This window comes from Streptomyces sp. NPDC002476 (assembly GCF_042889785.1).
Lineage (GTDB): Bacteria > Actinomycetota > Actinomycetes > Streptomycetales > Streptomycetaceae > Streptomyces.
In genome coordinates this window covers 1-13,815 of the sequence record NZ_JBIARH010000060.1, presented here as the reverse complement: position 1 = coordinate 13,815, position 13,815 = coordinate 1, and the positions used below count along the sequence as shown (strand labels likewise).

Sequence of the window (13,815 nt, the reverse complement as noted above, 5' to 3'; positions counted from 1 at the left end):
CTCCGGCCACGAGCCGAATATGCTCTTCGACTTCGACCCCCATGACCTAGCCGCCCAGATCATCGCGAAGTCCACTCCGGTCCTGCCGCCCCAGCAGACCACCGACAACCCGACACCCACGGCCATGGGAGCGACCGCACACGGCCTGATCCCCGGCTCTCTCACCGACCGAGGCAACGCCAAACTCTTCGTGAAGCTCTACCAGACCGACTTCCGGTACGTCCCGGGCCTGGGCTGGTACCGCTGGGACACCACCCGCTGGCAGGTAGACGAAGACGACGCCGTGATCTGGGCGGCAGGCGAAATCGGCGAGCACCTCGCGACCACCGACCCGACAGGCGAGCACCTTGTCGAAGCCCTCCGCAAGCACCGCCGACGCGCACTTAGCACCTCAGGCATCAACGCGATGCTCGCCCAGGCCAAGTCTGCCCCAGGCATGGTTCTCAAGGCCGAGCACCTCGACGCCGACCCGTACGCCCTGTGTACCCCCGCCGGCATCGTTGATCTGCATACCGGGCTCCTGCGTAAACCCGACCCGAACAAGGACTTCCACTCCCGCTCGACCACCGTGGGACCGGCCACCATGCCGATCCCGAGGTTCCAGCGGTTCCTGACAGACACCTTCGGCGACGACGCCGAAGGCGCCGAGATGATCGCCTTCCTGCAGCTGCTCCTCGGCTACTCCATCACCGGCGACGTCGGCGGACAGGTCATGCCGTTCCTCTTCGGTGCCGGCAAGAACGGCAAATCCGTCCTTCTCGACGTCTCGATGAAACTTCTCGGCGACTACGCCGACGCCGCCCCACCCGGATTCCTCATGGCCCGCCTCTACGAAAGCCACCCCACCGACCTCGCAGAACTCCACGGGCGACGCGTCGTCGTCTGCTCCGAGGTCAAGCCCGGTGACAAGTTCGACGAAGCCCGCGTCAAGCACCTCACCGGCGGCGACCGCATCAAGGCCCGCCGCATGCGACAGGACTTCTTCTCCTTCAACCCCACCCACAAGCTCTGGCTGCTGGGCAACCACCGCCCCGAAGTCGGCACCGGCGGCTTCGCCTTCTGGCGGCGCATGAGGCTGATCCCCTTCGAGCGCACCGTCTCCGACGACCGGCGCATCGATAACCTCGCTGACATCCTCGTCGCCGAAGAAGGCCCTGGCATCCTCAACTGGCTCATCGACGGCACCCGCCGCTACCTCGAAGGCGAGAGAGACCTCACCGGCCCGGACAAGGTCCGCATCGCCACCACCGCCTACGCCGAAACCGAGGACCACACCGGCCGTTTCTTCGACGAAGCCTGTGTCCAAGGCCCCGACTACCGCACTGAACAGAAAACCCTCTACGACGCCTACCGTGCCTGGTGCAGCAGCGAAGGCTGCCTCGCGATGAGCAACCGCACCTTCGCCGCCCGGGCCCGCGAACTTCTCGGGCTGTCCTCCCCGAAACAGATGATCTTGTCCAACTCGAGAAAGTACTACCCTGGCATCGGACTGCTCGCCCAGGAGGAGACGGCATGAGTTCCCTGATCAGCGAGAACGATCTCAAACACGAGGCCGAACTCGTCTGGCTCGAGGACATCTCCCGCCTCGACTATGTCCGGCAGAGCCTCGACCGCCTACCCACCCGCGTCGGCAAACCCCCCTACCACCGCGACGGCCGCATGGTCGGATACGCCACCCTCACCAGCGATGCCAAGGCCTCCCGCGCCTCCGGTACCTTCCGCCGCCGCGTCTTTTGGCTGCTCCCCCACGATCGCGACAGCCAACCCGAAGGCCTCTACGCCAGCTCCGCACCAGCCGAAGCCATCGATCCCCAGACACTCACACCCCGGGCCAAGGGCAGGAAGACCGAGCGCTCCGAAGGCAGCCCTCCGTCCAGCGCCATGCGAGATCTCGGCATAACGCTCCCGCTCTGACGTCCCGCACAGCGACCAAAGCGACTCAAGCGACCGAACCCTGGACATAGAACAAACTACGGACGAGGCCCGAGGCCCCCTGCTGGTGTTCGGAACGGGCAAAGGATCCGGCTCCGGGAGCTCAGCAGCCCAGGAAGGCTTGGGGTGAGCGCGGATGCCTGTACGTCATATCGGGCGCGGCGTTGATGGCACCACATGCCCAGCAGTTCCATTCACCAGGCAACTCGTAATGCCTTGCCGACGGTTCGCGCAGCACCTGCGCCGAGCACAGCGCAGAACTGCCGAGCACCCGGGCCGCGTGCCGCCGGGTCGAAAGCCGACGGCAACACCGCCTTCACCCACCTGCGCGGGCAGGACGCGGTCAATCAGGCCCCGGTCGACGCCGGGCCCGTGCCTGGCCCGCGCAGGGACCGACCAGTCGGTTCACCTACTGCGGGGGGCGTTTCCCAGTGAGTTCCCGCCATCGATCGCGCTGGACTTCCAGCGCGGCGAGGGCCTCCTTGCGGCGGGGATCGTGCGAAGTCGCTCAGCTGTTCCTCAGTGAAGAACGGTGTCTCCTCGTTGTCCGGTGGTCGGCGCAGCGGGTACTTCGCCCGGTGAATCCGGCGGCTGGGCTCTACCAGGTCGATCACGTGGTTCGGGCCAGATCTGAACTGGACCTGTAGCCCAGCAAGCGGGATCGGCTTTGTCCTGCCAGCCACTTTCGCCCCGTGCTCATACAAGGTGATTTTGCCGATCGGACCTTTCAGATGCCTACCGAGGCCAGGGTGGAGCAGCCCCTCGATTTCGTGTTCCAGTGCCTGGATATCCTGCTGGTACTTAGTTTCTTCCGCGTTGGCCCTGTCGCGGGCGGACTTCTCCGTCCGGGCGGCTGTCTTGTTTACCTCGCGCAGGTTCCGTCGGCAGTCCGCGAGCTGCGCCCGCTCATCTGCGTACTTCGCACTGAAGGTGAAGATCCACCTGCCGGGGAACCGGCTCCAGTACCAGGCTGTCCAGGCCGTGGCTGCCAGCAGAACGAGCAGCAGCGTGCGCATGCCTTCACTCTCCCTCTCAGCTATCGCGTGGCGCTCATGTCATACCGTGCCGGGCCCGGATGATGAGGGCGATCCGGCCACAGGATGGCGGCCCGACGGGGGCCTTGAGGTGCGAGACACCCTCGGCTGGCACCCGAGGCGGTACTGGACGAGGGCGGCCCGCGCGGACAGCCGTGTTCTTCAGTACGAGCTGGTCTCCCCCGCCTTCCAGACAATTGACACGCCGATCGCACCAAAGACCAGGCAGATGGCGATGGCGACCGACACGTGCACCGACAACGGGAAGTCCAGGTCACGCGGGTGGGGCAGCCCGGCATTGGCCGCGAACGAGGCAATGAGTAGATAGCCCTCGCCTGCGGCAGTTCTGCGAGTGGCGACCAGGGGGAAGCAAGCGGACCTGGTCTCGTCGCCCCCTCCGCTGCGGCGATACGGAGGGGGCCTCCGAAACTTCGTCAGGAACGATCCTAAGCGCGCACCGCCGAAGCTCCCACTGACGCTCAATGCGCCTGGTAGGTCGCTTCGGCACGGTGGCCGAGAGCGCGGTGATCGCCGTGTGCGCTCTCGCCGACGCCGCCGGGCCGGAGCGACGGAGCAGCGGCACCGTCGAGGACGCGGCCACGGCACCGGAGGTACTCGCCGAGGCACTGTCCGAGCTCAGTCCGGAGGCTGCCGAGCTCCTGGAGGTCATCCCGGCTGCCGTCGCCGTGCTGCGTGAACGCGCCGAGCACACCCCGGCCGCGCGGAGGACCCGGCGGTGCTGAGCATGGGCCTGCGGCGGGCTCTCGCCACCCACGGCCTCGCCGGGCACCGGGTTCACCAGCTCGGCCCCGCCCTGCTGACTGTCACTCTGGACGCAGCCCAGGCCCAGGCTCTCGCCGTGCTCCTCGCCGCCCGCCGTGCACTCCCCCGCCAGGACTCCGCTGCCGAGGACGAAGGCCGGTGGGGCGCGGGGCCTGCCGAGACGGCTGCGGCCTCGCTCGCGGTGGCCTTGGCCGCTACGGGCCGGGGACGTACGCCCGGGTCCTCGCCTCTGGGCACGTATCCGCTGGGCTCACCCGACCACTGCCCGGCAGGTGATCGACGCGCTGAACACCCGCCCGGATCGGAACTGCCCCGCGACGCAGGCCCGGCGCCGCGGGCTTGGGCACGGCTGGAAAGGCATTGACGCCGGGCGTTGAAGTCGGCGGACAGAGGGAGAGCCGGTCACCCGAGGAGGGTGGCCGGGCCTGTGCGCCGTTTCCCATGCGTGTACGTCGGCGCGCGGCGTCCGGCGGCGTGACACGTCCCTCGGCTTGAGTTGGTCGGCCCATTGGCGGGGTGGGGTGTGGTTACGGTGCTGGCTCGTCCGCTGGATCGGCACCAGGAATGTCGGCATGACTCGGGCGGGGGAGCGACACGGGCCGAGAAGTCACCTGTAACCCATTGGGCGGTACTAAGGTAGCGCCATGACTGTTCCATATAGCCCTGAAGATCGTGAAAAGGTAGTTGCCAAGCTGCCGTCACCTCTTCGTCGCGAACTCAAGGTACGAGCAGCCGAGTTGGATGTTGACATCCAAGACGCGGTGACCGGGGGTGTCACCGCCTGGATGGGCCTGAAGGACCATCCGGTCGTCGACACCAGTGGCGGCGCCTCGTTCTCGACGTACCTGCCGACCGGGCTGTACGAGAAGCTGAAGAGCGCCTGCAAGTCCCGCAAGATTTCCTACAACCAGGGGATGGCTCAGTCGATCCGATGCTGGCTCGACGCCCATCCCTCCCCTCGCCCGGCTCCCCCGCGGACGACCGGTGCACGGCGCCTGGTGTTTGGTAACCAGAAAGGCGGCGTGGGCAAGACCTCAGTATCGGCCGGCGTCGCTCAGGCACTGGCGGAGACCGGCAAGCGCACCCTGCTCATCGACTTCGACCCGCAGGGACACCTCACCCGGCAGCTCGGATACGAGATGCTCGACATCGGCGCGGCCAGCCTGGCCAAGCACATGCTGGCCGACGCTGAGGGTGATCTCCAGGCGCTGCTCGTCGCGATAAAGGGTGGCGACTTCGAAGACCGGCTGTGGCTGCTCCCCGCGTGCAAGGACGCGTTCCTGCTGGACGCGAAGCTCGCCACCACCCGCGCTGTCCGGATCAAGGAGACCGCGCTTGAGCGCGTACTGGCCGACTTGGAACAGGACTTCGACTTCATCGTCGTCGACTGTCCTCCGAGCCTGGGCTACACGATGGACACCGCCCTGTACTACGGGCGCACTCGCGAGGGCGAGGAGTCCGGACAGTCCGGCATCGTGATCCCGGTCCAGGCCGAGGACACCTCCGGCGACGCGTACGACATGCTCGCCGACCAGATGGACGATCTGTGCGAGGACCTGAAGGTGGAGATCGCCACTTTGGGCTTCGTCGTGAACCTCTACGACGCGCGCAATGGCTTCATCGCTACCTCGTCACTCCAGTCCTGGCAGAGCATGGAAGAGCCGGTCCTCGGCATCGTCCCAGAGCTCAAGGAGCAACGGGAGGCGGTTCGTCGCAAGGAGCCGTTGCTGGCTTATGAGCCGGACTGTGAGCAGGCAAACGTCCTGCGATCGATCGCCAGGAGGATTCAGGGATGAGCATCGCGGACAAGGTTGGCGAGAGTTCCTCGTTCGGACGTACCCGCAGCCGCAGTGCGCGGGGGAGGGCGAAGGCACTGACCGAGGGGGCGATTCCGGCGTACGAGCTGGTGCGGCTCTCCCTCGATCAGGTAGCGCCCACACCGCTCAACCCGCGTCGTAACTTCGGTTCTGACGAGGAGAAGGCGCGCTTCGGCGAGGAGTTGCGCGAGGCACAGCTTGCCGCGTGCGTGGCTGTCACCCGCGAGGCCTACCTGAAGTTGTGGCCTGCGCATGAGACCACGATCGGGCCAGACGCGCTCTACGTGCTCGTGAACGGTGAGCGCCGATTCCGTAGCGCCGTCCATGTGGGTCTGGACAGACTCGACTTCGTGGTCCGAGACGATCTGGCCACGACGCGGGAAGACTTCGTCGATCACCTCCTGGCGGAGAACCTCGACCGTGAGGACTTCGACGTCATCGAGCGGGCCCGAGGTGTGGAGCAACTCGTCAGTGTCTGCGCAGAGGACGGCGGCGACCGGGGAGCGCGGAGCCGGGCCGCCAAGCGGCTCAACAAGGACCGGTCCTGGGTCACCAACCAGCTGGCCCTGCTGACCTTGCCGTCGGAGATCCAGGCGATGCTCAGCGCTGGCGAGGTTTCAGAGCGAGACGGACGTTCCTTGGCCCGACGCCTCAAAGAGGACCCGGGCCTGGACTCGGCGCAGCTGCTCGCCGGCCTCGCGAACACCAAGGAGGCCGTGGAGCAACAGAAGGCGGAGGAACAGCGCCTTCTGGCTGCTGGTCGCGAAGCATTGGCGAAAGCTGGTTCCTCTGGTTCGTTGTCCGCGGACAACGAACACGCCTCCAGGCCTGAGGCCGCTACGGATGTGGCACCAGAATCCTCCATCGCCGCGAACGGCAACCGCGACTTGTTGTCCGCGGACAACATTCCTTCCACCAGCGAAGGCCGCACTGCGAATGTGACCGCGGACGCACCATCCGCGACGGCAAGCTCTCCCGCGTTGTTGTCCGCGGACAACAACGCGGGACGCTCTGCGGCTGGAGGTGCCAGTGGTAGCGCGCTGCGCAACAACTCGACGGGCATGTCAGCACCCAAGGCCCTGAGGGAGGACGCTTCGGACGGGGTACCCGTTCCTCGTGAGGAGCGACCCGGTTCTGGAGCTCCGCAACCGGTAGTCACAGGCGTCAAATTCCCGTACGACAACGCCATCCAGGCCGCCGAGTTCCTCAACGCCCGGATGGACGATGCACAATTCCTGATCCTCGTGGACACGCTGAACGAGATGGCCCGGCAGCGCCGCGGCTCGGCGCTGCCCGCTGCGGAGTAGTACACAGACCGAATGGCTGTGACTACTTTCCCAGCCACATGCCGTCCACAAGCACACAGACAGCCCGCTCCTTCTGCGCTCGCAGGGGGAGCGGGCTGTCTGTAGTGCGACGTCTGTGCAGGTGGCCCTGGACACGCCTCGGTTGAACGCAACAAGTGCGGGCCCGAAGCTCGGCATCGGAGCACTCACCCAGGTGGCACCGCGGACGACGGGCGACCCACGTATGGGGGAACACACACGGAGCACGCCCATGAGCGCGCCACTGTGAGCTGACCGATCGCAACAATCACGGTCATGGCATCGACAACGGAGACCCTGCTGGCAGCCCTGCGCAGCGCCCTGGCCGACCGGGACACAGTCAGTGTCCGCGGCACACTGATCGGCGTACTCGGACGTGCGCCCTCCAAGACGGAGATTTCTGCGGCCAGCAAGGCGGCTCGCAAGATCGCTGAGGACGGTGACGCCGTCCTCATCTCGCTCCTTCCTGACCAGGCCGGCCCCGACGCCTACGTCGCTGCTGGCCGAGGCGGCAGGAGCCGGGCGTCGAACTACCTGACTGTTGACACGAAGATCGTCAAAGACCTGCCGTGCCGCATCGAACTCGCCGCGGAAAAGTGGGACGCGGTCATCGACGAAGGCATGCGGCTCACCCAACAGAGAATCGAAAGCGACCCGATGCTGTCGGCGTTCCTGCCCGGTTGGAAGGCCGTACCGCGCGCCGAGAAGCGGGCCCGGCTCGCTGAGCAGGCAGCAGCCACCTGACCGTCATTCGCCCCAACAGCGAACTGAGACGCCGTACAGACGCTCGAAACGGAAAAAGCCCCCGCTCCCTGGCACGCGGCCGGGGAGCGGGGCTTCATGGTGAGCAGGTGCCAGGGTGCCCAGGTCGCGGGTGTTCCTGTGTCAGGGTTGGGGATGCCAGCGGCGGTCACCGCGGCGGCCGGGTGCCGCAGGATGGTGACCGGGACGGCGCCGGGATCGGTGCTGGGACTGGTGAAGAGGCGGTGTTCTAACCCTGCACTATTCAGTCGGGCCAGCAGGCGCCGCTCGATGTCGCGCACTTGGACCGGAGGCGCGCGCGTCCTGTCGATACGCACGATGCCTCGGGCTGCATGAGCTTCACGCGCCCACGCGCTCGGCACGTTCCGGGGGGCGAGGGCCGGGCGACGGCGGACTGAGGGCTGCGGCCTGGGGCTCAGGTCGCGGTCGACGAGGTTACGAACCCTCCGTGAACGCGATGGCGTGGTCAACGGCCCACTGGCGAAACGTTCGCGGCGCCGTCCCGAGGATGTCAGCCACCGCAGTGGTGATGTACGCGGGCTGTCCGACCGCCGCACTCCACGCGGCGAGCAGCATGTCGACGGCCGAGCTGGGCACCGTACCCTCCCACAGGCTTCGGAACTCGTCTGGCGTTATCTCCTCGAATGCGATCCGGCGCCCCAGGGCGTCACCGATGGCGTCCACCTGCGCGGCTTGGGTCAGTGATTCGGGGCCGGTAAGGACGTAGTCGCCTCCGACGTATCCGTCCTGATAGAGCGTCCGCGCCGCGACGGCTGCGATGTCGCGGTCGTCGACCGGTGCCGACTCGGCAGCGCTGTAAGGCCACCGGACGACTTCGCCGGCCCGGATCGCGGGCGCCCACCAGGCCAGCGAGTTCGACGCGAACATCCCCGGCCGGACGATCGTCGACTCGAGTCCGCTGGCCGCGATGAGCCGCTCGATGTCGGCGTGCAGCACCGCCATGGGATTGGGCTGCTGGAAGAGGGGGTGCGGCGTCTGATGCGGGGAGGAGAGGAAGACGACCCGCCGCACGTGGGCTGCCAGCCGCTCGACGACTGCCGCGGCGGTCTGAGGTGGGGCGGTCCAGACGAGGAAGACCGCACCGGCGCCACTCAACGCCGGATCGAGCGACTCGGGCACAGTGAGGTCACCGGCGAAGACCTCGACCTTCGCCGGCAGCAACGCCGCCGCCTCAGAGCGACGGGTGAGGGCACGGACCGGCACGCCCGCGTCGAGGAGTTGGTCGATGACGACGCGGCCGACCCGGCCCGTCGCCCCAGTGACGAGCACGGGGGGAATGTCTATCTGATTCATGCCGCCATGAAAACGTTACCTGGTTAAAAAAGCAACTCGGTCATAAATGCTTTACAGTGATCAGATGAGCGAGTTGACGGGACTGCGAGCCCGCAAGAAGGAGCGGACGCGCGACGCCATTGGAGACGCAGCCGTCTCGCTGTTCTTGGAGCGCGGCTTCGACCGCGTCTCGGTCAACGACATCGCCGCAGCAGCCGAGATCTCCAAGCCGACTCTCTTCCGGTACTTCCCCACCAAGGAAGACCTGGTGCTGCACCGGTTTGCGGACCACCAGGGCGAGGCAGCACGCGTCGTACGTGACCGTAAGTCCGGCATCAAGCCGGTGACGGCGCTGCACCGGCACTTCCGGGCCGGCCTCGATCGGCACGACCCCGTCACCGGCCTCAGCAATCACCCCGAGGTGGTGGCGTTCCATCGGCTGGTGTTCACCACACCGAGCCTGGCAGGACGGCTCACGCGGTACCAGCTCGAGGACGAAGAGGCACTGGCAGACGCCCTCGGCGAAGGCATCCAGGCACGCCTGCTAGCCGCCCAGGTACTCGCGGTCCAGCGAGTGCTCGCCCGGACCAACTGGCAGAAGATCGCCGACGGTCGCACCGCCCACGACGTCCACCCCGAAGCCGTAGCCGATACCGACCAGGCATTCAACCAACTGCCGTGACAGGCGACGCCCCCAGTCGAAGAAGCCTCTGCGGCCCGATGCAGGCACGGGGGACTGCGCACGGGATGCGGGGTATAAGCACCGAGGGGTCGTCAGCCGCGTACAGATGCAGGTTCCGCCAGCTTCGGCGGTCTGCCGGGACCAGTTGGTCCCGGCCGCCGGGCGGGGTGGTGGTCAGGGGATGCAGGGCGGGTCCTGGCCCTGCCGGGCAATCTCGTCCAGGTGTGTGTCCAGGCGGGCCAGGTCTGGCTGATCCAGCGCGGCCTGCTTCTGCGCCCATGCGGTGTTGTCGCGCTTGTACTCCCGGATCACCGCCTCGGGGGTGGTGCCGGTCATCCTGGCGACGAGCGCGACCTCGTCGGGGGCGAGGCCACGCCCGCGGGCCGCGATGCCGACCAGCTGGATGTCGGAGGCGAACCGGCCAAGGCGTGCCTCCGTCGGGTTCGCGGCGATCCAGCTCTCGGCGCAGGTCTTGTGTGCGGGTTCTCCGGAGTGGGAGCGCATGGGGTGGTCGTGCCGCACAGCGCGCAGGGGTGGTCCTGCCAGCGGTCGAAGTGCCGGGCGTCGCGCCAGTCCAGCAAGCCGCCGGGGGCCGGGATCTGGCCCGGCTCCCACAGCGGCTCCTTGCGGCGGGTCACGGTCGCAGGTCGGGCAGTTGCTGGAGAACTTGGTCGACGAGGTCCTGCGTCGGCTTCCAGGCGGGGAGCGCGCCCGTGGCGGGTAGGGGCAGCGGCGGTTCGTGGACGTCGGCGAGGACCAGGTGGTGGGCGTCGCGCTGCGCCCAGGGGCTGGTGCAGCGCTCGGGGCCTTGGTCCGGGTGGCAGTCGGTGAGCCGGGCGATTCCGATGACCGCGCCGCGGTGGAGTTCGCGGCCGCGGATCGTGGTGGCGACCAGCGGGTCGCGCAGGGCCGGCCGGTCCAGCTTCAGGCCCGCGTGCAGTAGGAGCCAGCCTCGCCACGGCCAGTTGGCGGGCCTGTTCTCCGGGTTCTTTCCGGCGAGGATGCAGGTGGCCCAGGGCTGGCGGATCGTGATGCCTCGGATCCAGTCGCCGCCGTCGAGTTCGCTCGTGACCTGGAGTCCTTCGACTTCACCGAGCCAGCCGTTGGCGCGGGCCTCGCGGACGCGCTCGCGGAGGTTCTGGATGATCTCGATGAGTCGGGATCGCTGGCGTGGGTCGATCTGGAGGACGGGGCAGCGGATGCAGGCTTAACCGAACTGATCTTGAGCCGGTTCTCTCGGGCATCTGGGCCGCGCATGTTCACTGACGGTGACCATAAAAAATCTTGTATTGACGTGGCGTTCGGCGTGTCGGCTTCGTTCATGTTCAGCAGCACCGTTCGATCACCGGTGGCGGCAGTTGGTGATCGGCAGGCTCGTGGATGTCCACGAGAAAACGACGGCGCTGAGCCCCGGCGGGGTCATATTCCCGTGCGCGATGTCTGGCCAGGTCTCACACTGCGGGCATGGATGAAACCACCGGCCCCGCGGCTGTCACACCTGCAGAGCAGTCGAGTGAGTTACTGGGGTATCCCCCCGACGCCCGGCTGCTGATCGTCAACTGTGATGACTTCGGGATGTATCCAGCGATCAACGCCGCGGTGATCGAGTCGATCGAAGACGGCATCGCCACCTCGTGCAGCCTGATGGTCCCGTGTCCCGCGGCGCCGCAGGCCATGCAACTGCTCAGCCGACGGCCGCAGATCCCGTTCGGAATCCATCTCACCCTGGTGTGCGAGATGCCCGACATCCGATGGGGGCCGATGACCGCCAAGGAGCGAATCCCCTCGCTGCTGGACCCTGCAGGTGAGCTGTTCGCCCCGACGCCCGCCGGACGGGCGACTCTCCTCGGCCAGGCTCGGCTCGATGAGATCGAACTTGAGTTCCGCGCCCAGATCAGTGCCGTCGCCGATGCGGGGCTCACGCCGACCCACCTGGACTTCCATTGCCTGGCCGATGGCGGCCGCGATGACATTCTCGACCTGGCCGTAGTACTGGCAGCCGAGTACGGCCTTGCGGTCCGGGTCTGGCTCGAACCCGGGCGCCAGGTGATGCGGCAACGCGGGCTGCCGGTCACCGACAACGACTTCCTGGACAGCTTTTCCCTCGGGACCGCAGGAAAGGCGGCCCGATACGTTCAGATGCTGCGCGACCTGCCTGCTGGGCTCAATGAGTGGGCTGTGCATCCCGGTCTGGGAAACGAGGAGGCGCAGGTCGTCGACGGTGGCTGGTGCGTGCGCCGGACGGACTACGAGTTCCTGACATCGCCGCAAGCCCGTGAAGTTCTGCAGCAGGAGGACATCACCGTGATCGACTACCGGACGATCCAGCGGGTCTGGTCTCACAACGCCGGCCCTCGTTGACCCGATCCGGCCCGTTGCCTGTGCGGGCAACGGGCCGCTGAGTGCTTCTCCGAAGGTCTGCCAGTCTGTGCTGGCTGCTCGGCCCGTGCGCGGGTGGTTTGGTCTCGTCAAGGTGTGTCAGCTGCCGGATGTGCGTCGGCCGACGGATGGGTGGAAGTCGGGCATGCCGAGGTTGGTGGTGGTGTGCTTGGCGGTCATCTCGCGCATCGCAGCGAGCTTGTCTTCAGCGGCGGCCACGCTTGTCTCGATGGCGGCGACCTCGCCGAGCCATTCCTGGTCCTTTGCTTCTTTCAGGCGGTCGAGGAGGTTGTCGTGGATCTCCTCAAGCCGGGGCATCTGGTCGGGGTCGGGTCGGAGTTGTGGGCATCTGACACATGCTTATCCGAACTGATCTCGAAGCGGATCTCGGGGACATCGATCTCGCGCGTTGACCGTGAGTGACCGTCGCGAATTGTGTGATGTTGCGGCGTTCGGCGTGTCGCGGACGGCCTGTTGTCGGCAGGCTTTGGTCAGCAGACCCAGCCCATCTCACGCCACGCGAACGGGACTTCGCGCGAGCGCACCGCGCCTCCAGTCCATGCGCCGTCGTCGCGGGGAGCTGCGTCGGCCGACCGCCATCCGGCCGTGCTGTCGCGCCTGATCCGCCTCATGGTCCTCAGCGCACCGGGCAGAAGACCGCGTGCAGGGTCGCCTGCGGTCGTCAGCAAAACGTCAGTGAGACGTCAGGAGCGCAGCTCAGGATCGGATTGTTGTCTTTCACGCACTACTCTCAGGAATCCGAATACATGAAGAAGCGCATGGCCGCCGTCGCCACGCTCGCCGCCGCCGCGAGTCTCGCCGTGGTCGTCCCGTCGACTGCTCAGGCCGCGAGCGAGTGCAAGAGCGGTGGACAGGCCTACATCTGCGAGTACGGCGTCACCACCCACACTCTGCCGGACGGGACCAAGCAGGTCTTCGCGGTGGCTCCCGCCCACAACGTGGTGACCCGGTGGGTCGAGTCCGATGGCGACTGGAGCCGCTGGGAGTCGATGGGTGGCTACGGGCTCAGCAAGGTCAGGGCCTTCAATAATTCGAACGGAACTACCCGCATCGTCGTCACTATGGAGGACGACAACTGGGAGCGTAACCGCCAGCTCAGCGGGTACTGGACCCCGTGGAGTCGGGTAAACCCGGGGTAGCCAACCCCTGAATTGCGCGCCCCCGCGAAACGCCGTCATCACGGCTCGCGGGGGCCCGCTGCGTTGATAAGACGTCGTTTCATTTGGTGAGTCGGCGGTAGCCGATGAGGGTTGCCGCTATGCCAACGAACGCGAGGAAGTGCTCGGCTTTGCGTTCGTAGCGGCGGTGCAGGCGGCGGCATCCGGCGAGCCAGGAGACTGTTCTCTCAACGACCCAGCGGTGGCGGCCCAGCCGTGTGGAGGACTCGATGCCTTTGCGGGCGATGCGGTGACGGATGCCGCGTTTGCGGAGCCACCGTCGCAGGTGGTCGTAGTCGTAGCCCTTGTCGGCATGGAGCTTGGCCGGGCGCCGACGGCGCGGGCCGCGCCGGGAGCGGATGGGCGGGATGCCGCGCACGAGCGGCTCAAGACCCAGGCTGTCGTGCATGTTCGCGCCGGAGATACCCAGCGACAGAGGGAGTCCGTTCCGGTCGGTGATCAGGTGAATCTTCGATCCCGGCTTGCCACGATCGGTCGGATTCGGTCCCGTCAAAGGCCCCCTTTTGCAGCCCGGTGAAGTTTCCCCGTGATGTTGGACACGTGTTCGTTATGCCGCGAGGGCGTGTTGGTGCCGCTGCCTGGTCTCGGCTGGGGTCAGGTAGCCGAAGA

General features: G+C 66.9%; 14 protein-coding genes and 1 pseudogene. 9 read left to right on the top strand and 6 right to left on the bottom strand.

Going from position 1 to position 13,815, the window contains the following annotated elements; all coding sequences use genetic code 11:
* The first annotated feature begins 19 nt into the window (after positions 1-19).
* Both ACFYXM_RS34485 and ACFYXM_RS34480 read left to right on the top strand, forming a co-directional pair.
* Positions 20-1,516 (top strand): phage/plasmid primase, P4 family, encoded by a 1,497-nt coding sequence (locus tag ACFYXM_RS34485; protein WP_389295479.1) that lies wholly within the window; start codon positions 20-22, stop codon positions 1,514-1,516.
* A complete protein-coding gene (locus ACFYXM_RS34480) occupies positions 1,513-1,914 on the top strand; it encodes a DUF6009 family protein (RefSeq protein WP_351521449.1) in 402 nt (133 codons plus the stop codon). The genes ACFYXM_RS34485 and ACFYXM_RS34480 overlap by 4 nt, the downstream gene beginning before the upstream one ends.
* Positions 1,915-2,279: 365 nt before the next feature.
* Here ACFYXM_RS34480 and ACFYXM_RS34475 read toward each other — a convergent pair whose 3' ends face one another.
* A complete protein-coding gene (locus ACFYXM_RS34475) occupies positions 2,280-2,948 on the bottom strand; it encodes a hypothetical protein (protein WP_389295453.1) in 669 nt (222 codons plus the stop codon).
* 500 nt (positions 2,949-3,448) lie between these two features.
* On the opposite strand from ACFYXM_RS34475, the gene ACFYXM_RS34470 reads away from it, so the two are divergent.
* From ACFYXM_RS34470 to ACFYXM_RS34455, 4 genes are all read left to right on the top strand, one after another.
* Positions 3,449-3,709 (top strand): hypothetical protein, encoded by a 261-nt coding sequence (locus tag ACFYXM_RS34470; protein ID WP_351521453.1) that lies wholly within the window; start codon positions 3,449-3,451, stop codon positions 3,707-3,709.
* A 684-nt stretch (positions 3,710-4,393) separates the two neighbouring features.
* On the top strand, positions 4,394-5,545 hold the full coding sequence (locus ACFYXM_RS34465; RefSeq protein ID WP_351521456.1) for a ParA family protein: 1,152 nt from the start codon (positions 4,394-4,396) through the stop codon (positions 5,543-5,545).
* Complete coding sequence (locus ACFYXM_RS34460) at positions 5,542-6,873, top strand: ParB/RepB/Spo0J family partition protein (protein WP_389295451.1); 1,332 nt, start codon at positions 5,542-5,544, stop codon at positions 6,871-6,873. Before ACFYXM_RS34465 ends, ACFYXM_RS34460 begins: the two co-directional genes overlap by 4 nt.
* A gap of 294 nt (positions 6,874-7,167) precedes the next feature.
* Positions 7,168-7,635, top strand: a complete 468-nt coding sequence (locus tag ACFYXM_RS34455; protein ID WP_389195573.1) for a hypothetical protein — start codon at positions 7,168-7,170, stop codon at positions 7,633-7,635.
* A 453-nt stretch (positions 7,636-8,088) separates the two neighbouring features.
* Here ACFYXM_RS34455 and ACFYXM_RS34450 read toward each other — a convergent pair whose 3' ends face one another.
* Positions 8,089-8,967, bottom strand: coding sequence for an SDR family oxidoreductase (locus tag ACFYXM_RS34450; protein ID WP_389295449.1), 879 nt, complete (start codon positions 8,965-8,967; stop codon positions 8,089-8,091).
* A 64-nt stretch (positions 8,968-9,031) separates the two neighbouring features.
* On the opposite strand from ACFYXM_RS34450, the gene ACFYXM_RS34445 reads away from it, so the two are divergent.
* Positions 9,032-9,628, top strand: a complete 597-nt coding sequence (locus ACFYXM_RS34445; protein WP_389295447.1) for a TetR/AcrR family transcriptional regulator — start codon at positions 9,032-9,034, stop codon at positions 9,626-9,628.
* A 174-nt stretch (positions 9,629-9,802) separates the two neighbouring features.
* On the opposite strand, the gene ACFYXM_RS34440 is transcribed toward ACFYXM_RS34445, so the two are convergent.
* Together ACFYXM_RS34440 and ACFYXM_RS34435 are read right to left on the bottom strand one after the other, a co-directional pair.
* A complete protein-coding gene (locus ACFYXM_RS34440) occupies positions 9,803-10,132 on the bottom strand; it encodes a hypothetical protein (protein ID WP_389295446.1) in 330 nt (109 codons plus the stop codon).
* Positions 10,133-10,262: 130 nt separating this feature from the next.
* Entirely contained in the window at positions 10,263-10,670 is a 408-nt protein-coding gene (locus ACFYXM_RS34435; RefSeq protein WP_389295477.1) for a hypothetical protein, read from the bottom strand.
* A 422-nt stretch (positions 10,671-11,092) separates the two neighbouring features.
* On the opposite strand from ACFYXM_RS34435, the gene ACFYXM_RS34430 reads away from it, so the two are divergent.
* On the top strand, positions 11,093-11,989 hold the full coding sequence (locus ACFYXM_RS34430) for a polysaccharide deacetylase family protein (RefSeq protein ID WP_389295444.1): 897 nt from the start codon (positions 11,093-11,095) through the stop codon (positions 11,987-11,989).
* A 117-nt stretch (positions 11,990-12,106) separates the two neighbouring features.
* Here the strand turns inward: ACFYXM_RS34430 and ACFYXM_RS34425 are convergent, their stop codons facing one another.
* Complete coding sequence (locus tag ACFYXM_RS34425; RefSeq protein WP_389295442.1) at positions 12,107-12,325, bottom strand: hypothetical protein; 219 nt, start codon at positions 12,323-12,325, stop codon at positions 12,107-12,109.
* Between the two features lie 449 nt (positions 12,326-12,774).
* Here ACFYXM_RS34425 and ACFYXM_RS34420 point away from each other — a divergent pair, with 449 nt between their 5' ends.
* Positions 12,775-13,167 (top strand): hypothetical protein, encoded by a 393-nt coding sequence (locus tag ACFYXM_RS34420; protein ID WP_351632449.1) that lies wholly within the window; start codon positions 12,775-12,777, stop codon positions 13,165-13,167.
* A gap of 79 nt (positions 13,168-13,246) precedes the next feature.
* Here the strand turns inward: ACFYXM_RS34420 and ACFYXM_RS34415 are convergent.
* Positions 13,247-13,711: pseudogene (locus tag ACFYXM_RS34415) on the bottom strand (IS5 family transposase); the annotation flags it as partial.
* Positions 13,712-13,815: the final 104 nt, after the last annotated feature.

Coding starts and splice junctions, on each gene's coding strand:
- ACFYXM_RS34465 (WP_351521456.1), top strand. CDS start 4,394: ATGACTGTTCCATATAGCCCTGAAGATCGTGAAAAGGTAGTTGCCAAG.
- ACFYXM_RS34425 (WP_389295442.1), bottom strand. CDS start 12,325: ATGCCCCGGCTTGAGGAGATCCACGACAACCTCCTCGACCGCCTGAAA.
- ACFYXM_RS34430 (WP_389295444.1), top strand. CDS start 11,093: ATGGATGAAACCACCGGCCCCGCGGCTGTCACACCTGCAGAGCAGTCG.
- ACFYXM_RS34450 (WP_389295449.1), bottom strand. CDS start 8,967: ATGAATCAGATAGACATTCCCCCCGTGCTCGTCACTGGGGCGACGGGC.
- ACFYXM_RS34470 (WP_351521453.1), top strand. CDS start 3,449: ATGCGCCTGGTAGGTCGCTTCGGCACGGTGGCCGAGAGCGCGGTGATC.
- ACFYXM_RS34485 (WP_389295479.1), top strand. CDS start 20: ATGCTCTTCGACTTCGACCCCCATGACCTAGCCGCCCAGATCATCGCG.
- ACFYXM_RS34420 (WP_351632449.1), top strand. CDS start 12,775: ATGAAGAAGCGCATGGCCGCCGTCGCCACGCTCGCCGCCGCCGCGAGT.
- ACFYXM_RS34440 (WP_389295446.1), bottom strand. CDS start 10,132: ATGCGCTCCCACTCCGGAGAACCCGCACACAAGACCTGCGCCGAGAGC.
- ACFYXM_RS34460 (WP_389295451.1), top strand. CDS start 5,542: ATGAGCATCGCGGACAAGGTTGGCGAGAGTTCCTCGTTCGGACGTACC.
- ACFYXM_RS34455 (WP_389195573.1), top strand. CDS start 7,168: ATGGCATCGACAACGGAGACCCTGCTGGCAGCCCTGCGCAGCGCCCTG.
- ACFYXM_RS34475 (WP_389295453.1), bottom strand. CDS start 2,948: ATGCGCACGCTGCTGCTCGTTCTGCTGGCAGCCACGGCCTGGACAGCC.
- ACFYXM_RS34480 (WP_351521449.1), top strand. CDS start 1,513: ATGAGTTCCCTGATCAGCGAGAACGATCTCAAACACGAGGCCGAACTC.
- ACFYXM_RS34445 (WP_389295447.1), top strand. CDS start 9,032: ATGAGCGAGTTGACGGGACTGCGAGCCCGCAAGAAGGAGCGGACGCGC.